Origin of the sequence: Stenotrophomonas nitritireducens (assembly GCF_001700965.1) — a bacterium.
In the GTDB taxonomy this organism is placed as follows: Bacteria; Pseudomonadota; Gammaproteobacteria; order Xanthomonadales; family Xanthomonadaceae; genus Stenotrophomonas; species Stenotrophomonas nitritireducens_A.
Genome location: NZ_CP016756.1, coordinates 2443393 through 2461336, shown reverse-complemented (window position 1 = coordinate 2461336; position 17944 = coordinate 2443393). Strand labels below are relative to the sequence as shown.

Sequence of the window (17944 nt, the reverse complement as noted above, 5' to 3'; positions counted from 1 at the left end):
AGCCCATGTCAGCAAGTCACAACCCATCACCGTTCGACATCGCCCAGCGCGAAGGCGCCCGCGGCCCGCTCAGCGGCGTGCGCGTGCTGGACCTGAGCGCCTATATCGCCGGTCCCTACGGCTGCACGCTGTTGGCCGACCAGGGCGCCGAAGTGATCAAGGTGGAGCCGCCGGTTGGTGACAACCTGCGCAAGTACCCGTCCACGCTGGAAGCGGAAAGCCGCGCCTTCCTCGGCGTGAACCGCTCCAAGCGCGGCGTGGTGCTGGACCTGAAGGAAACCGACCAGCGCGCGGTGCTGATGCGCCTGGTGCGCGAAGCCGACGTGCTGGTGCACAACTTCCGCCCCAGCGTTCCGGCCCGCCTTGGCATCGACTTCGAAAGCCTGAACAAGATCAACCCGCGCCTGGTGTACTGCGCGGTCACCGGTTATGGCGAGGGTGGTCCACTCAAGGACAAGGCCGGCTACGACCAGGTGCTGCAGACCATGACCGGCATGTGCGCGATGCAGGGCAAGCCCGGCGGCGCGCCGGAGATCCTGTACGGCTCGGTGGTTGACTACTACGCCGCGGCGCTGGTGGCCGCCGGTGTGTCTTCGGCATTGTTTGAACGCGAACGCAGTGGCGAAGGCCAGTATGTGGGCGTATCGCTGCTGCGCAGCGCCTTGACCATGCAGTCTGCGCGGATGATCTGGGCCGAAGGCGAGCCGGAAGGCGTGGGCCGCGACATGCGCTCGGGTGGTGTCACCGGCATCCACCCGACCGCGCGTGGCCACCTTTACATCTCGGCCAATACGCCGCGTTTCTGGCAGGCGCTGTGCGACAAGATCGGCCTGCCGGAAATGGGCAGCGATCCGCGTTACGACACCGTGCGCAAGCGCGCCGAACATTCCGACGAACTGCTGGCCAAGCTGCACGCCGCGCTGGCCGCACGCAGCGCGCTGGAGTGGGAAACCCTGTTTGGCGAGGACGTGCCGTGCGCGGCCGCGCGCAAGGTCGAAGACATGTTCGACCACCCGCAGGTGCTGGCCGAGGAAATGATCACCACGCTGCCGCACCCGCTGCTGGGCAGCTACCGCGGCATCACCCGTCCCATCGTGTTTGGTCGCACCCCCGGCCCGCAGCCCTTCGCTGCGCCGACCTTCGACCAGGACACCGCCGCTGTCATCGCCGCCGTCGATGATGGCGATACCCCCGCCTGATCCGGAGCAGATCATGAGCAATGCATCCAAGCTCGCGCAGCTGCGCGAACTGTCCGTCGTCGTTGCCGACACCGGTGATTACGACGCCATCAAGCGCCTGCGCCCGGTCGACTGCACCACCAACCCGACGCTGGTGAAGAAAGCCCTCGACCTGCCGGTCTATGCCGGCCTGATCGAGCGCGAGCTGCAGTGGGGCCGGGCCCAGTCCGGTGACAAGCAAGCTGTTGCCAACGCCGTGGTTGATCGGCTGACTGTCGGCGTCGGCACGATGCTGGCCGAGCTGGTGCCGGGCCGTGTTTCCACCGAAGTGGATGCCGACCAGGCCCACAACACCGAGGCGACGATTGCCAAGGCGCGCGAATTCATCGCCATGTACGAAGCGGCCGGCGTGCCGCGCGACAAGGTGCTGATCAAGATTGCCGCCACCTGGGCCGGCGTGGAAGCCGCCCGCGTGCTGCAGGCCGAGGGCATCGACTGCAACCTGACCCTGATCTTCAACCCGACCCAGGCCTTGGCCTGTTCGGAAGCCGGCGCTTTCCTGATTTCGCCGTTCGTCGGCCGCATCCTGGACTGGTACGTGGCCAACGGCCAAACCCCGGCCAGCATCGACGAAGACCCGGGCGTGCAGTTCGTGCGCGGCGTGTTTGCCGAGTTCAAGCGCCGCGGCTCCAGCACGGTGGTGATGGGCGCATCGTTCCGCTCGACCGCGCAGATTGAATCGCTGGCCGGCTGCGACCGTCTGACGATTTCGCCGGACCTGCTGGAGAAGCTGGACGCTGATTTCGGCAAGCTGCCGCGCAAGCTGGTGGCCGGTGCTGCCGAAGCAGTGAACGTGGCGGCGATTGATGAAGCGAAGTTTGATGCCGATATGGCGGTCGATCCGATGGCTACGGAAAAGCTGGCTACCGGTATTGAAGCGTTTGCCAAGGATCTGCAGACCCTGCGTCAGCGGATTGCGGATGAGCTGGGCGGCTGAGCGAAGCCAGCAGATATAGAAAACGCCTGACCACTCCCTTCTCCCGCCTGCGGGAGAAGGTGGCCGAAGGCCGGATGAGGGGAAGCTTTAAGAGCTTTAAGAGCTTTAAAAGCTTTTGCTCCACGTGCTTTAAGAGCGCCCTCACCCCAACCCCTCTCCCGTGAACGGTAGAGGGGCTTTCAGATCGCATGCTTTTTGCAGGCTTCACACTTCAGGCTTCACCAATCTTTTCGACACCCGGCTCCCTCTCCCTCGTGCCGGTGTCACCGCAGCCGGCCCCCTGTGCCGGGCTGCGGATTTTCTACCTCAGCGCGAAATCATCTCGATGAAACGCGCCACCCTGGAATACGGCGGACGCAGCAGATCACTGCCCGCGCGCCGCGTCTGCCACAGCACCGGCAAGCGCTTGCTCATCGCATCAAACCCGGCCTTGCCGTGGTACGCGCCCATGCCGCTGGCCCCAATGCCACCAAATGGCAGGCCGTTGATCGCGAAGTGCAGCAAGGTGTCGTTGACGGTGACACCACCGGCCAGTGTCTGGCCGACGATCTTCTCCACCGTCGCCTTGTCATGGCTGAAGGGATACAAGGCCAGCGGACGGTCACGGCCATTGATGGTGGCGATGGCCTCATCCAGCGAGCGATAGCTGCGGATCGGCAGGATTGGCCCGAAGATCTCGTCCTGCATCACCGTGGCGTCATCACCCGGCTGCAGGATCAAGGTCGGCGGGAACAGGCGCTCGCGCCGCGAGCGTTCCGCATCGATGTCGGCCAAGGGCAGCACCTGCAGGCCGCGCGCGCGCGCATCGTCCACATAGCCTTGCAGGCGCTGGTACTGGCCCTCGTTGATGATGCGGCTGTAATCACCCGCATCGCTGAAATCGCCATAACGCAGTTGCACCTGCGCACGCAACGCGGCAACCAGTGCATCTACCCGGCCCTCGTCGATCAGCACATAGTCCGGCGCGATGCAGGTCTGCCCGGCGTTGAACCACTTGCCGGTGGCCAGCCGTGCGGCGGCGCCGTCCAGCGGATAGTCGGCGGCGATCAGTGCCGGCGACTTGCCACCCAGCTCCAGCGTCAACGGGGTCAGGTGCTGCGCGGCGGCAGCCATCACCTTGCGACCGATCGCGGTGGAGCCGGTAAACACCAGATGGTCGAACGGCAAGCCCGAGAACGCGGAGGCCACGCCGGCGTCACCCTGCACCACCGCCACGCGATCAGCGGGAAACACCTCGGCCAGCAGCGATTGCAGGAAGGCAGAACTGTTCGGCGTATGTTCCGACGGCTTGAGCATCACATGGTTGCCGGCGGCAATCGCGGTGGCCAGCGGCACCAATGCCAGATTGACCGGGTAGTTCCAGGGCGAAATCACCCCGACCACGCCCACCGGCAGCGGCCGCACCTGCGCCCGCGCCGGCCAGAAGCGCCAGCCCACGCCAATCCGCTCCGGCCGCATCCAGCCACGCAGGTGCGAGAGCAGATGGTCGATTTCACCGGTGACGGTCATGCCATCGGCAATCACCGATTCGTGTCTGGAGCGGTGGCCGAAATCGGCGGCGATGGCCTCGGTCATCGCCGGAATGCGCGTTTTGAATACCGCACGCAAGCGGCGCAGATCGTCGCGGCGCTGGTCGTAGTCCGGCTTGTGTTGCTGCCAGGCTTCGCGCAGCTGCATCAGCTGCCGCTGCAGATTGGTCGAACCGTCGGTCTGTGGATCCATGGTGCCTCCCCAAGGTCAGCGGCCACTGTAAACCGAGCCGCGACGGGAGGTGAAGCGAAGCTTGCTGGGCTTGCGTGATGGGCTGCGCGCCGTCGGGAGCGAAGGCGGTGGAGCTGCTACCTCTCGCCAACCCTCCGCTGCGCGTTGCGCACGGAAGGAAGCGAAGCGCGTGACCTGTCAGCCCCCCGTGCGCGCCGCTTTTGCCCCCTCCCTTGCGCAACGCGCAGCGGAGGGTTGGGAAGGGTTCTCTTCGCATCAAACAAAAACCGCCCCCTTGCGGAGGCGGCCTTTGCATTACGCACTACTTATCCAATCAGTGCGACGAAGCCTTGCTCGCACCAATGCCGGTTTCCGCACGCACCTGCTGTGCCGGGTAGGCGGCACGCTCGGCCTGTGCATTCTTGCTCTTGTCGGTGATCGAGAAGAACCAGATGCTGACGAAGGCAATCGTCATCGAGAACAACGCCGGGCTGGTGTACGGGAATGGCGCACTGCCGGCCGCATTGCCCAGCGTGTCCACCCATACCGACGGCGACAGCAGGGTCAGGATCAGCGACGAGGCCAGGCCCAGCGAGCCACCAATCACCGCGCCGCGGGTGGTGCAGTCCTTCCACAGCAGCGACAGGATCAGTACCGGGAAGTTGGCCGATGCGGCGATGGCGAAGGCCAGCGACACCATGAAGGCCACGTTCTGCTTCTCGAACACGATACCCAGCAGCACCGCGATCACGCCCAATGCCAAGGTGGTGATGCGCGACACACGCAGCTCCGAACCCGGCTCCGGGTTGCCCTTCTTGATGACCGTGGAATACAGGTCATGCGACACCGCCGATGCACCGGACAGCGTCAGGCCAGCGACCACGGCCAGGATGGTGGCGAACGCCACGGCCGAGATGAAGCCCATGAACAGGTTGCCGCCGACGGCCTTGCCGACCAGCACGGCTGCCATGTTCGGGCCGCCCTGGATGGTGCCGGTGACCGGGTCCGCATACTCCGGGTTGGTCAGCACCAGTGCGATCGCACCGAAGCCGATGATGAAGATCAGGATGTAGAAGTAGCCGATCCAGGTGGTTGCCCACAGCACCGACTTGCGCGCCTGCTTGGCATCGGGAACGGTGAAGAAGCGCATCAGGATGTGCGGCAGGCCGGCGGTACCAAACATCAGCGCCATGCCGAAGGAGATGGCCGAGATCGGATCCTTGACGAAGCCGCCAGGCCCCATTATCGCCAAGCCGGTACTGGCCGCTTCCTCCGCATTCTTGCCGCCGTTGGCCGCGATCTGGGTCTTGACCCGCACCGCCTCGCTGAACAGCGCTTCGAAGCTGAAGTTGAAGTGCCACATCACCATCACGGCCATGAAGGTCACGCCGGACAGCAACAGGCAGGCCTTGATGATCTGCACCCAGGTGGTTGCGGTCATGCCGCCGAACAGCACGTAGACCATCATCAACACGCCGACCAGCGCCACTGCGATCCAGTAGTCCAGGCCGAACAGCAGCTTGATCAACGCACCGGCGCCAACCATCTGTGCGATCAGGTAGAACAGCACCACCACCAGCGTGCCGGAGGCCGCGAACATGCGGATCGGCTTGGCCTGGAAGCGGTAGCCGGCGACGTCGGCAAAGGTGAAGCGGCCGAGGTTGCGCAGGCGCTCTGCCATCAGGAAGGTCAGGATCGGCCAACCCACCAGGAAGCCCAGCGCGTAGATCAGGCCGTCGTAACCATTGGTCATCACCGCAGCGGTGATGCCCAGGAACGAGGCCGCCGACATGTAGTCACCGGCGATGGCCAGGCCATTCTGGAAACCGGTGATGCCGCCACCGGCCGTGTAGAAATCGGACGCGGACTTGGTGCGGCCGGCAGCCCACTTGGTGATGCCCAGGGTGAACAGCACGAAGGTCGCGAACATGATGATCGCGGTCCAGTTGGTGGGCTGGCGCACGGTCTGGCCGATGTCGCCACCGGCGGCCATGGCCGCACCGCTGGCGATCAGCAGACCGAGCAGCGCGCCCGATCGGAGGACGGAGTGGTTCATTGTGCTTCCTCCACGATCTCTTCGGTCAACTTGTCGAATTCCTTGTTGGCACGGCGCACGTAGAAGCCGGTGATGGCGATGGTGAACACCATCAAGCCCAACGCGATCGGGATGCCGACCGTGGTGATCTTGCCGGCACCGATCGGCGTGGCCAGGAAGGCCTTGTCGAAGGCGATCAGGCCGATATAACCGTAGTAACCCAGCAACATCAGGATGGTCAGGAACCAGCCCAGCTTGTTGCGCGTGCTGCGCAACCGTTGGTACTTCGGGTTGGAGGCGATCCGCTCTACACGGGGATCGACGGAAGCATTCATCGGAATTCTCCAGGTGTTGGGAATACGAACGCCACGGCATGCGGAACATGCCTTGACGGTCACATGAGTGCTCCCCGTGGGGGTAGGGAGATGGGGCGTGCTGCGTTTTCAGGCGCGTTGCCGGCGGTTGCACACCGCCGGCAACGTATGGCTCAGAAGCTGTACTTGGTGGTGAACTGCACGCGGCTGATATCGCCCTTCTTGCCGTTCTCGATCTCGCGTACGCCGTACATCAACTCCGCACCGACATCGACCTTGGGCATCGGGGTGTAAAAGATGTTGCCGCGGATCGACTGCACGCTCTTGGTCACCAGGTCGCCGGTGATGGAGGCATCGTTGTCGTAGTCGCTGCGTGCGTAGATCAGGTTGGTACGCAGCTTCGGGGTGAAGGCGTGGCGCCAACCCACGTAGCCGGCAATCACGCCGGTCGGGTCGATCTCGTCGCGCAGGGCGTCATAGCCGCCATCGGCGGTGATGCCCAGGCCGATGTAGCGGGAAATACCTTCGCCGCCGGTCAGCTGGTAATGCAGGGTGTCGGTATCGCCCATCAGCCATTTGCCGCCGACGGTGACACCGCCGCCCACCTTGCTGGCGTCGGCGCCGGTGAGCTGGTTGTCGAGCTTGAGCTGGCGCACCAGGCCGGCCACACCGAAGGTGCCCCAGTCACCCTTCCAGCCGTAACGCACGGTCAGGTCGGGCATCGAGCCACGGTCGGAGTTGGCCACCCCCGGCACGTTCCACTTGCCGGTCACCGGGTTGTAGGCGCCGGTAAGCGTGGTGGTTTCCGGGTTTTCCAGGGCAACACTCAGGCCGCCGGTGGTGTAGCGGATCTGCGCCTGGCGCACAAACACCACGCCATCGGTGGGGCCGACGAAGTCAGCGGCTTCCGGAATGGAGGCCGCATCCATGAAGTTGGACCAGGTCTGGCCGGCCAGCCACTTGTTCCAGTACATGTAGGCGTGGCGGACGGTGACGCCATAGGTGTTGGTGGCGGTCTGGTTGCCCAGTGAGTTGCCAAAGAAATCCATCTCCAGGAACGCACCCGCCTTGTCGCCGTTGTCGGCCACATGGTCCACGCCCAGGTTGAAGCGCGAGAACTTGGCGTGCGCGTTGTAATCCACGGACGATGCCTTGCCGCTGCCGCCTGCGCCGTGCACCGGGGTCTGCCCCGGCAGGTACAGCGCGCGGCCGGTGGCATCGTCGGCCAGCTGGCCGTCACCGGTACGGGTGGCCAGGAAATCGGCCTTGATGAAGCCGCCCACCTTGAAGGTGGTGCCCGGCGCCGCGCCCGGGGTGATGGTGGTGATCTGGATCGGCTGCTTGCCGGCCGGCACCGCCGGCGCGGCAACGCGCTCGGCCTGTGCACTGCGCACCTGCACCACTTCACTCTGGGTCTGGGCAATGGCGCCCTGCTGTTGCTGCTGGGTGGACAGCAACAGCTGCACCTGCCGTTCAAGATCGGCTACACGCGCTTCCAGTGCCTTTTCCTTGGCGGTTTCAGCGAACGCCATACCTGGCGCAACCAGCGCGACAAACAGCGCGGCGGCGAGCGGCCGGCGGGCCGTTTTCAAGATGTTTCGATTCATTGGGACTGCCTCTCTCCAGGCTGGCGAACGGGCCGCACCGGTTGCACGGTCGCAGCCAGCGTGCGCGGCGAGGGCGGCGTGCGGCTATTCGCCATTAGTCGTAAGCAGGCGTCTGTTCGACCATCGTCTAACAGAAGATGCAGCGCGACGTGGGGTGGATGCGGCACACTTGGGGTGTCCGGCCCTGTCCCACGACATGGCTCATTCATTGGTTACAAGTGCAAAGGTGAGGGTTGCCATGACTGATGTATATCCCGTTGATCCCGCATTCGCCGCGAAGGCACGGATCGACAAGAACACGTACCAGCAGCTGTACCGCGAATCGGTCGAAAACCCCGATGTGTTCTGGGCCAAGGCCGCCGAGCGGCTGGACTGGTTCAAGAAGCCGACCAGGATCAAGAACGTCAGCTACAAGCTCGACGATTTCCGCATCAAGTGGTTCGAGGACGGCGAGCTCAATGTCAGCGTCAACTGCCTGGACCGGCAGCTTGCCACGCGCGGTGACAAGACCGCCATCCTGTTCGAGCCCGATGGCCCGGACAGCCCGGCGCAGAAGGTCACCTACCGCGAGCTGCATGAGCGCGTCTGCCGCCTGGGCAACGCCCTGCGCAATCTCGGCATCAAGAAGGGTGACCGCGTCACCATCTACCTGCCGATGATCGTCGATGCGGCGGTGGCGATGCTGGCCTGCGCCCGTGTCGGCGCCATCCATTCGGTGGTGTTTGGTGGGTTTGCCGCCAACTCCATTGCCGACCGCGTCGGTGACTGCGCCAGCAAGCTGATCATCACCGCCGACGAAGGCCTGCGCGGTGGCAAGAAAGTGCCGCTGAAGGCCAACGTCGATGCCGCGCTGAAGCTGCCCGGCACCAACACCGTTGAAACCGTGCTGGTGGTGCGCCACACCGGCGGCGCGGTGGACATGCAGGCACCGCGCGACCGCTGGTTCCACGATGTGGTCGACACCCAGCCGACCGAGTGCGAACCGGAGCGCATGAACGCCGAGGATCCGCTGTTCATCCTCTATACCTCCGGCTCCACCGGTAAGCCCAAGGGCGTGCTGCACACCAGCGGTGGTTACCTGCTGTATGCAGCCTATACCCATGAAGCGGTGTTCGACCTGCGCGAGGACGACATCTACTGGTGCACCGCCGACGTCGGCTGGGTCACCGGCCACAGCTACATCGTCTATGGGCCGCTGGCCAACGGCGCCACCTCGGTGATGTTCGAAGGCGTGCCGAATTATCCGAACACTTCGCGTTTCTGGGAGGTGATCGACAAGCACCAGGTCACCATCTTCTACACCGCGCCCACCGCCATCCGTGCGCTGATGCGCGATGGCGAAGCGCCGGTCAAGCGCACCTCGCGCAAGAGCCTGCGCCTGCTCGGCAGCGTCGGTGAGCCGATCAATCCGGAAGCCTGGCGCTGGTATTACGACGTAGTGGGCGATGCACGCTGCCCGGTCGTGGACACCTGGTGGCAGACCGAAACCGGCGGCATCCTGATTTCGCCGCTGCCGGGTGCAACCGACCTGAAGCCGGGTTCGGCAACGCTGCCGTTCTTCGGCGTGCAGCCGGCGCTGGTCAGCGCCGATGGCGAAGCGCTGGAAGGCGCCACCGAGGGCAACCTGATCATCCGCGATTCGTGGCCGGGCCAGATGCGCACCGTCTACGGTGACCACCAGCGTTTCATCGACACCTATTTCCGCACCTACCCGGGCAGCTACTTCACCGGCGACGGTTGCCGTCGCGATGAAGACGGTTACTACTGGATCACCGGCCGCGTCGATGACGTGATGAATGTCTCCGGTCACCGCATCGGCACGGCCGAAGTGGAAAGCGCACTGGTATCGCACCCGAAGGTGGCCGAAGCGGCTGTGGTCGGCTTCCCGCACGAGATCAAGGGCCAGGGCATCTATGCCTACGTCACCCTGATTGCCGGCGAAGCGCAGACCGATGAGCTGCTCAAGGAACTGGTGGCATGGGTGCGCAAGGAGATCGGCCCGATCGCCGCGCCTGATCACCTGCAGTGGGCGCCGGGCCTGCCCAAGACCCGCTCGGGCAAGATCATGCGCCGCATCCTGCGCAAGATCGCCGAGAACGCGCCTGATCAGCTCGGCGACACCTCGACGCTGGCCGATCCGTCGGTGGTCGCCTCGCTGGTGGAAGAGCGCAAGGTCAGATAAGGCCAGCAACCAGTGAACAGAAACCAGGAACGAGTGCGGGCCAAAGCAGGCCCCGCTCGCTCCTGGTTCGTGCGGGGAGTAGGCTCTGACTGTTCCCTGCACCACCGCTTCATCCAGTTCCTGCTCCACCGCTCCACGGCTTCAGCTCTCTCTGGTTCCTATTTTCCTGCCCCTAGTTCCTGCTCCACCGCTCCACCGCTCCAGCTCTCTCTGGTTCCTACTTTCCTGTCCCCTAGTTCCTGCCCCCATGCCTACCCTGCTCATTGCCGATGACCACCCGCTGTTCCGCGAAGCCCTGAAGGGCGCGGTGCAACGCGTCATACCCGGCGTGCAGCTGTTGGAGGCCAATAGCGTCGAGGCCTTGTACGCGCTCGCCGAGCAGCACCCCGACGCCGACCTGGTATTGATGGACTTGAACATGCCGGGCGCGCAAGGTTTCAACGCGCTGGTGCACCTGCGTTCGCTGCACCCGCAGCTGCCCATCGTGGTGGTGTCCGCACGCGAGGAAGCCACCGTGATGCGGCGCGCACTCGATCATGGCGCTTTTGGTTTCATCCCCAAGTCCGCCGATTCGGACACCATCGGCCATGCGTTGGGCACCATCCTCGATGGCGAGCGCTGGGCGCCGGCCGAGGCGCACAACGTGCCGCCCACCCCGAATGAAGAACGCGAAGTCGGCCAGCGCCTGCGCGAGCTGACTCCACAGCAGTTCCGCGTGCTGCAGATGCTGGGCGTGGGCCGCTTGAACAAGCAGATCGCCTACGACCTGGGCGTCTCCGAGGCCACCATCAAGGCCCATGTCACCGCCATCTTGCGCAAGCTCGGCGTGACCAACCGCACCCAGGCGGTGCTGATGGCCGGTAAGCTGGCCATCGACGACGACGCCATCGTGCTGCCGCCGGAAGAAGACTGAGCGCCGAGGCAAGGCAAGCCCCGCAGTTTGTGGGAGCGGCATAAGCCGCGAAGCAACTGAACCTGCAGATAGCGGGCTGGCCTTCTCTCCAGGCAATCATCAAACAGCCAGACTCATGAATGGCGCTGTGTCCGGCGACCCGAATACATCAGCTTCGCGGCTCACACCGCTCCCATAAACAGCCAGCCATACAGCGCTGCATGAACCCCCGGTCTTTGTAGGAGCGGCGTAAGCCGCGAAGCAACCGCACCTGCAGATGGCGAGCAGATGGTCTCTCCAGGCAATCATCAAACAGCCAGACTCATGAATGGCGCTGTGTCAGGCGACCCGAATACATCAGCTTCGCGGCTCACACCGCTCCCACAAACAGCCAGCCATACAGCGCTGCATGAACCCCCGGTCTTTGTAGGAGCGGCGTAAGCCGCGAAACCACTGAACCTGCAGCTAGCGTGCTTGCGGAACTCCCCCCCAACAGCCAGCTTCCTGAATAGCGTTGTGTCCGGCACCCAGAATCCACCGGTTTCGCGGCTCACGCCGCTCCTACAAGCCGGACGACCTGCCACCGCCGCAGCTTGCTGCTACAATCCGCGCTCCCTTGGGGAGTAGCCTGCTTCCAGCAATGGAAGCGCCCACATCAACATACTCGGCCATTGCGCCGTGGTGTGGGCAGCCAGACCCGGTTGGCGAGACCAGCGGCATGCGTGCGCAACTACGGTTGGGCGCGGCGTGTGCCGTTTGTGTCCGCCCGACCCGGTAATCCTGATGTCACCACTCTCCATTGTTCTGATCGGCTTCGCCATGTCCACCGACGCCTTCGCGGCAGCCGTCGGCAAGGGCGCAGCCATGCGCAAACCACGCCTGCTTGATGCGCTGCGTGCAGGTTTGATATTCGGCGTCATCGAGGCCATCACCCCTATCATCGGCTGGCTGCTGGGCCGCGCCGCGTCGCAGTACGTGCAGGCCTTCGATCATTGGATCGCCTTCGGCCTGCTGGGGGTACTCGGCGCGCACATGATCATTGCCGGCCTGAAACCCGACGACGAAACCGAGGCTGACAGCGCCAACGACGAGGCCGGCGAGCAGCACAAGAGTTTCTGGACGCTGGCCGCCACCGGCTTCGCCACCAGCATCGATGCAATGGCCATCGGCGTGGGCTTGGCTTTCCTGGATGTGCATATCGGCGTGGTGGCCTTGGTGATTGGCTTGTGCACGATGACCATGGTCACCATCGGCATCATGCTCGGCCGCGCCTTGGGCGCACTGGTCGGCAAGCGCGCGGAAATCATCGGCGGTGTGATCCTGATCGTCATCGGCTGCGCGATCCTGTACGAACACCTGCATGCGGCAGCCGAGGTTGTGGGAGCGGTGTAAGCCGCGAACCTGTAGAGCGCGGCGATGCTGCGCTGGGACATTGCCGGTGAAGCCTCTGCCGAGCATGGCTCGGCACTACGTTTTAAGCCCCTCTCCTGCGGGAGAGGGGTTGGGGTGAGGGTGGCTTTGGCAGAGCGCAGCCATGCTGCGCTGGGGCATTACCGGTGAAGCCTCTGCCGAGCATGGCTCGGCACTACGCTTTAAGCCCCTCTCCTGCGGGAGAGGCATTGGCGTAAGGGTGGCTTTGGCAGAGCGTATCCATGCTGCGCTGGGGCATTACCGGTGAAGCCTCTGCCGAGCATGGCTCGGCACTCCGCTTTAAGCCCCTCTCCTGCGGGAGAGGGGTTGGGGTGAGGGTCGTTTTGACAAAGCGCAGCGATGCTGCGTTGAGGCATTGCCGGTGAAGCCTCTGCCGAGCATGGCTCGGCACTACGTTTTAAGCCCCTCTCCTGCGGGAGAGGGGTTGGGGTGAGGGTGGTTTTGGCAGAGCGCATCCATGCTGCGCTGGGGCATTACCGGTGAAGCCTCTGCCGAGCACGGCTCGGCACTCCGCTTTAAGCCCCTCTCCTGCGGGAGAGGGGTTGGGGTGAGGGTGGTTTTGGCAGAGCGCAGCGATGCTGCGTTGAGGCACTACCGGTAAGGCCTCTGCCGAGCATGACTCGGCACTACCGTTTCGGCTGCTAGCGGCGGCGTGGATCGTTCAACGCGGTGAGGAAGGCGCGTAGTGAGGCAGGCTTCACTGGCTTGGTCAGTACGCGGTAGCCGCGCTCGCGGGCCATGCGCTTGAGCTCGTCCCGGCCATCGGCGGTCAGCAGCGCACCCGGCAAGGGCCGTTGCGCGGCTTCGCGCAGGGCGACCAGGGTATCCAGGCCGTCGAGCCGGTCGTGCAGGTGGTAATCCACCAGCATCACATCGGGTTGCTCGCTCAATTTCTCCAGCGCCATGTCAACCGTGCTGGCGGCGATCACTTCCACCTTCCAGCGGCCCAACAAGGCACGCATGCCGTCGAGAATTTCCTGGTCGTTGTCCACGCACAGCACACGCATGCCGGCCAGCGAGTCATCGCCTCCGAATGCCGTCTGTTGACGCGGGGCCGGCACCGGCGCCGTGGGTGTAGGCACACGCGGCAAGGTGATGGAAAACATGCTGCCATGGCCGGGTTGGCTGCGTGCGTTCAAGCCGTGGTCGAGCAGGCGCGAGATGCGCTGGCAGATCGACAAGCCCAGGCCCAGGCCCTGCTCGCCCCAGTCGAAGGGCTGCTGGTAGCGATGGAACTCCTTGAATATCTGCTGCATATGGTGCTCGGGGATGCCCGGGCCGGTATCCCACACCTGCAGTTCAACCTCATCACCGCGCACGCGCAACGCCAGCACGATGCGGCCGCTACGGGTGTAACGCAGTGCATTGGCCATGAAGTTCTGCAGCACGCGCCGCAACAGGCGGCGGTCGCTGCGCACCCAGGCGGCGCGCGCGAACACGTGCAGGCGCAGGCCACGGCCCGCCGCCACCGGCGTGTACTGCGCCGCCAGTTCGCGCACCAGTACGCTGGCATCGAACTCGGTGATGGTCGGGCGCAAACCGCCTGCATCCAGGCGTGACACATCCAGCAGGCCATCGAGCAGCTCTTCGGCCGCACGCAGGGAGGCATCGACACGCTCGGCCAGATGCCGTTGCTCGTCGGTTTCGTGCAGGCTGTCGCGCAGCGCCGAGGCAAACAGGCGCGCCGCGTTCAGTGGCTGCAATACGTCATGGCTGATGGCGGCAAGGAAGCGCGTCTTCGATTGCTGCGCCGCTTCAGCCGCCTGCGACCGCTCGGCGACGCGCTGTTCCAGGTTCTCGTTGGCTTCCAGCAGCGCCTGCTCGGCGTTCTTGAAATCGGTGATGTCGTTGTAGCTGGTGACATAACCGCCGCCGGGCAATGCCTGGCCGCGCAGCTCGATCACCTTGCCATCGGCACCGGTGCGCTCGAACACGTGCGGCGAACCGGCACGCATATAGCCGATGCGGCGATTGATCTGCACCTCGGTGTCACCCGAGCCGAGTTCACCGCGTTCGGCGTTGTAGCGGATCAGGTCGGCAACCGGGCGGCCCACATAAAGCATGCCGTCCGGATAGCCGAACATCTGCTGATAACGGCGGTTCCATGCAGTCAGCCGCATTTCCGGATCGACCACGCTGACGCCGGCGCTGATGTTCTCCAGCGTGGTTGAAAGAATCTCGCGATTGAAGCGCAGTTCCTGCCCGGCCTCGTCCAGCACCGCCACCACTTCGCCCAGGTCCATACCCGAGCCGCGCAGCAGGCTGGTCAGCAGCAGGCGTGCGGAGGCGGCACCGATGGAGGCGGCCAACAAACGCTCGGTGAACTGCACCCAGACGCGGTCGGCGGCGGCGGCCGGCTGGAATTCGCGATCCAGCAACTGCGCCTGTTCGCCGAAAGAGCGCCGCGCACGGTTGTCGCCGATCACGCGCGTGGCCAGGGCCAGCAGATCGCGTACCTTGACGTGCGCCGGCCAGTCGCCCGCCACCACCGGGCGCTTGGCATAGGGATCCAGGAACGGCGCCGCACGCAGGCGTTCGGCCACATCAGGGCGCCAGCGCATCGACACCACCAGCATCGTCACGGTGTTGATCAGCAGCGACCAGAAGGTGCCGTGGGTCAGCGGGTCCCAACCGGTGAGGCCGAACAACTGCTGTGGTCGCAACCAACCGATGCCGAATGGCCCCTCCGTCAGCAGGCTGGCATCCAACCAGCCACCGTGGCTCAGCGCCGGCAACAGCAGCGTATAAGCCCAGACCAGGAAGCCGACCAACATGCCGGTTTCAACACCGCGCCGGCTCGCACCGCGCCAGTACAGGCCACCGAGCAGGCCCGGCGCGAACTGCGCCACCGCCGCGAACGCCATCAATCCATAGGCGGCCAGCATGGTGTCGTCATTGCTGCCGCGGTAATAGCCATAGGCCACCAGCGCCAGCAGCACGATCGCCATGCGCCGAATCCACAGCACCCGCGAGGCGACATTGGCAGCCTCTTTGTGGTCGCCACTGCGGCGCAGCAGCAGCGGCATCACCAGGTCGTTGCTGATCATCGTCGCCAGTGCGATCGACGACACGATCACCATGCCGGTGGCGGCGGAGAAGCCGCCCACATAGGCAATCAGCGCCAGGGTGGTGCTGCCGGCGGACATCGGCAAGGCCAGCACCAGAGTGTCGTCCGAGGCCAGGCCGGTGCCGAACAGCGCCGCACCGGCGGTGGCGATGGGCACGATCATCAACGAGATCAGCACCAGATAGCCGCCGAACATCCAGCGCGCACGGCGTACGTCGCCGGCATTGCCGCATTCGACCACCGCAACGTGGAACTGGCGCGGCAGGCAGATCAATGCAAGAAAACTGAGCAATGTCTGCGATACAAAGCCAACCGGCGGCATGCCTTCAAACAAGGCGCGTGCCGACTGCACCACCGAATCGCCACGGTCGGTGAGCCAGACGTAGGCGAATATGCCGATGGCCACCATCGCCAGCAACTTGATCAGCGACTCGACCGCGATGGCCAGCATCATGCCGTAATGGTGCTCGGTGGCATCGACCTGGCGGGTGCCGAACAGGATGGCGAACAAGGCCATCAGCAGCGCCACATACAGCGCCGGATCGGTCAGCAGGCCCTTGCCGGCGGCATCACCGGTCAGCACCTGCAGGCTCATTGCGACGGCTTTGTACTGCAAGGCCAGATAAGGCACCACGCCGATCAGTGCGATCAACGCGACCAGCGCGGCCAGCCGCCGCGAGCGGCCGAAGCGCGAGGAAATGAAGTCGGCGATGGAGACCACGTTCTCGCTGCGCGCGATCAGCGCCAGCCGCTCGATGATGCGCCAGCCGAAAATCAGCAGCAGCAGCGGGCCAAGATAAATAGGCAGGTAGCCGATGCCATAGCGCACTGCCGAGCCGACCGCACCGTAGAAGGTCCAGGACGAGCAATAGACCGCCAACGCCAGGCTGTAGACCACCGGGCGCAGCCACGGGCGGTCCGGATACAGCGGGCGGCGGTCACCCCACCAGGCCACGCCGAACAGCAGCGCGGCGTAGCACAGTGAGACCAGGAGCAGGATCCAGCTGGAGACCAAGGGTAGTTCCCATGCGACTTAGCCGGGCCAGTGTAGCCATTCCGATGGATCGGGGCTTCTTGAGGCAGCTGGGCGGACTTGGCGAGCGACGTACTCGAGCTGTCCAAAGCTAAGGAGCTTCGAGCTGCGCTCGTCTACCCCTCCCCGCCCTGCCCTGCGCCTTGCGCAAGGGCGGGGGCAGATTGCGAGCGCGAGGAGATTACTTCGGCTGCGGCTTGGCTCCCTCCCTTGTGCGCAGCACAGGGGAGGGTTGGGGAGGGGTGTTGTTCGCGATGGCGGTTGACGCGCTTGTCGTTTGGCACGCCACGTACTTTCTGAAGCACAAAGCTTCGAGCTGCGCTCGCCTCCCCCTCCCCCGCCCTCCCCTGCGCCTCCGGCGCAAGGGAGGGGGCAAAGCCTGGCGCATGCACGGTTGGCGACGCGTGTTTGGCTCCCCCAAACAAACAACGCCCCGGCGTTGCCGGGGCGTTGTCGATCAGCACTTCAAACTAAACCTTACTGCGCCAGCTCGAACCGCACTTCCACGCGGCGGTTCGGCAGCAGGCATTCCAGCAGTGCGGCACGCGGCTTGACGCCGTCGCACTGCTGCACCTGCTGGGTGTCACCGCGGTACTCGTAGCGGATCTTGTCAGCGGCCACACCACGACCGATCAGCAACTCACGCACGGTCTTGGCGCGACGCTCGGACAGCGCCTGGTTGTAGTTGAAGCCATTGCCCTGCATGCGGTCGGCATGGCCGACCAGGGTCACCCCGGCCAGTTCACGCTTCTCGTTGCCGATGGTGGCCAAAGCGCGGTCCACGCTTTCCAGCGAATAGGTGCGGATGTCCTTGTAGCCGTCGCGGTCGAACTCGAACAGCACGTTGGCGATCAGCGGGCCTGCTGCCAGCGGTGCAACCGCCGGGCCGGCCGGATCGACGCCGCACAGGCGGGCTGCAGTCTCGGCCTCGTTGACCAGGTCTTCGGCGATCTGGATATACGGCTTGGAGTGACGCCACTGCTGCTGGTTGAACTCGTTGCCGGCGTGCACCAGCTCCACTTCACCACAGGCCACCTTCTGCGATGCACAGGCAAAGCCCGGCGTGCCGTGGATGACTTTCAGGCGCTGCCAGAGGTCGGCACGCAGGTACTTGGCGTCGTTGACCAGGGCGGTGTCGGTGGGGATCGGCGAGACGCCGTTCTCCATGTCCACGATCAGCTTCTCCGACTCGGTCAGTGCTTCCTGCGGGAAGGCGCTGCGGTCGTTGCGGGTGTATTCGTGGAAGGACACATCCAGCCAGCACTGCGCCTTGGACAGGTGGTAGTCGCGGATCGGGCGACCGCCATCGTTCAATGCCTGGATGCGGCCCTGGGTCGCTTCGTAGGACTGCAGATCGGCGTGGATGGCTTCGTCGCTGATGCGCTTGGCCTGCGGGTTGAGCTGGGTCTGCTGGGCGCCGGCGGTACCGGCAACAGCGAAGACAGCAACTGCCAGCACGCAGCGCAGCGGACGGTTCTTGGTTTGCATAACGGTCATGGTGTCGTCC

11 protein-coding genes and 1 riboswitch are annotated in these 17944 nt (G+C 64.7%); of the genes, 5 read left to right on the top strand and 6 right to left on the bottom strand.

Annotated features, from left to right (window positions below):
• Positions 1 to 5 precede the first annotated feature (5 nt).
• Both BCV67_RS10290 and BCV67_RS10285 read left to right on the top strand, forming a co-directional pair.
• Positions 6 to 1199, top strand: coding sequence for a CaiB/BaiF CoA transferase family protein (locus tag BCV67_RS10290; RefSeq protein ID WP_062170655.1), 1194 nt, complete (start codon positions 6 to 8; stop codon positions 1197 to 1199).
• Between the two features lie 13 nt (positions 1200 to 1212).
• The gene (locus tag BCV67_RS10285) at positions 1213 to 2175 is read left to right on the top strand and encodes a transaldolase (RefSeq protein WP_062171932.1); all 963 of its coding nucleotides are present in this window, start codon (positions 1213 to 1215) and stop codon (positions 2173 to 2175) included.
• 306 nt (positions 2176 to 2481) lie between these two features.
• Here the strand turns inward: BCV67_RS10285 and BCV67_RS10280 are convergent, their stop codons facing one another.
• The 4 genes from BCV67_RS10280 to BCV67_RS10265 form a co-directional block, all read right to left on the bottom strand.
• A complete protein-coding gene (locus BCV67_RS10280; protein WP_062170657.1) occupies positions 2482 to 3897 on the bottom strand; it encodes a coniferyl aldehyde dehydrogenase in 1416 nt (471 codons plus the stop codon).
• A gap of 313 nt (positions 3898 to 4210) precedes the next feature.
• Positions 4211 to 5932 carry a cation acetate symporter gene (locus tag BCV67_RS10275; protein WP_062170659.1) on the bottom strand — a complete coding sequence of 574 codons (1722 nt, stop codon included), beginning with the start codon at positions 5930 to 5932 and terminating at the stop codon, positions 4211 to 4213.
• Positions 5929 to 6246, bottom strand: a complete 318-nt coding sequence (locus BCV67_RS10270; protein ID WP_062170661.1) for a DUF485 domain-containing protein — start codon at positions 6244 to 6246, stop codon at positions 5929 to 5931. Before BCV67_RS10270 ends, BCV67_RS10275 begins: the two co-directional genes overlap by 4 nt.
• A gap of 152 nt (positions 6247 to 6398) precedes the next feature.
• Positions 6399 to 7832: a DcaP family trimeric outer membrane transporter gene (locus BCV67_RS10265; RefSeq protein WP_062170670.1), complete on the bottom strand. Its 1434-nt coding sequence runs from the start codon at positions 7830 to 7832 to the stop codon at positions 6399 to 6401.
• A 238-nt stretch (positions 7833 to 8070) separates the two neighbouring features.
• Between BCV67_RS10265 and acs the strand changes: the two genes are divergently transcribed.
• The 3 genes from acs (at position 8071) to BCV67_RS10250 (ending at position 12298) form a co-directional block, all read left to right on the top strand.
• Positions 8071 to 10014 (top strand): acetate--CoA ligase, encoded by a 1944-nt coding sequence (gene acs, locus BCV67_RS10260; protein WP_062170672.1) that lies wholly within the window; start codon positions 8071 to 8073, stop codon positions 10012 to 10014.
• Between the two features lie 247 nt (positions 10015 to 10261).
• Positions 10262 to 10927: a response regulator transcription factor gene (locus BCV67_RS10255; RefSeq protein ID WP_062170674.1), complete on the top strand. Its 666-nt coding sequence runs from the start codon at positions 10262 to 10264 to the stop codon at positions 10925 to 10927.
• A 590-nt stretch (positions 10928 to 11517) separates the two neighbouring features.
• A riboswitch (yybP-ykoY riboswitch) is annotated at positions 11518 to 11682 on the top strand.
• A 7-nt stretch (positions 11683 to 11689) separates the two neighbouring features.
• On the top strand, positions 11690 to 12298 hold the full coding sequence (locus BCV67_RS10250; RefSeq protein WP_062170676.1) for a manganese efflux pump MntP family protein: 609 nt from the start codon (positions 11690 to 11692) through the stop codon (positions 12296 to 12298).
• 680 nt (positions 12299 to 12978) lie between these two features.
• Here the strand turns inward: BCV67_RS10250 and BCV67_RS10245 are convergent.
• Both BCV67_RS10245 and BCV67_RS10240 read right to left on the bottom strand, forming a co-directional pair.
• The gene (locus tag BCV67_RS10245; protein WP_062170678.1) at positions 12979 to 16419 is read right to left on the bottom strand and encodes a hybrid sensor histidine kinase/response regulator; all 3441 of its coding nucleotides are present in this window, start codon (positions 16417 to 16419) and stop codon (positions 12979 to 12981) included.
• 495 nt (positions 16420 to 16914) lie between these two features.
• The gene (locus tag BCV67_RS10240; RefSeq protein ID WP_172837738.1) at positions 16915 to 17934 is read right to left on the bottom strand and encodes an OmpA family protein; all 1020 of its coding nucleotides are present in this window, start codon (positions 17932 to 17934) and stop codon (positions 16915 to 16917) included.
• Positions 17935 to 17944 lie beyond the last annotated feature (10 nt).

Bases quoted from the DNA above. Each gene is read 5' to 3' on its own strand.
- BCV67_RS10290 (WP_062170655.1), top strand. From the start codon at position 6: ATGTCAGCAAGTCACAACCCATCACCGTTCGACATCGCCCAGCGCGAA.
- BCV67_RS10285 (WP_062171932.1), top strand. From the start codon at position 1,213: ATGAGCAATGCATCCAAGCTCGCGCAGCTGCGCGAACTGTCCGTCGTC.
- BCV67_RS10280 (WP_062170657.1), bottom strand. From the start codon at position 3,897: ATGGATCCACAGACCGACGGTTCGACCAATCTGCAGCGGCAGCTGATG.
- BCV67_RS10275 (WP_062170659.1), bottom strand. From the start codon at position 5,932: ATGAACCACTCCGTCCTCCGATCGGGCGCGCTGCTCGGTCTGCTGATC.
- BCV67_RS10270 (WP_062170661.1), bottom strand. From the start codon at position 6,246: ATGAATGCTTCCGTCGATCCCCGTGTAGAGCGGATCGCCTCCAACCCG.
- BCV67_RS10265 (WP_062170670.1), bottom strand. From the start codon at position 7,832: ATGAATCGAAACATCTTGAAAACGGCCCGCCGGCCGCTCGCCGCCGCG.
- acs (WP_062170672.1), top strand. From the start codon at position 8,071: ATGACTGATGTATATCCCGTTGATCCCGCATTCGCCGCGAAGGCACGG.
- BCV67_RS10255 (WP_062170674.1), top strand. From the start codon at position 10,262: ATGCCTACCCTGCTCATTGCCGATGACCACCCGCTGTTCCGCGAAGCC.
- BCV67_RS10250 (WP_062170676.1), top strand. From the start codon at position 11,690: ATGTCACCACTCTCCATTGTTCTGATCGGCTTCGCCATGTCCACCGAC.
- BCV67_RS10240 (WP_172837738.1), bottom strand. From the start codon at position 17,934: ATGACCGTTATGCAAACCAAGAACCGTCCGCTGCGCTGCGTGCTGGCA.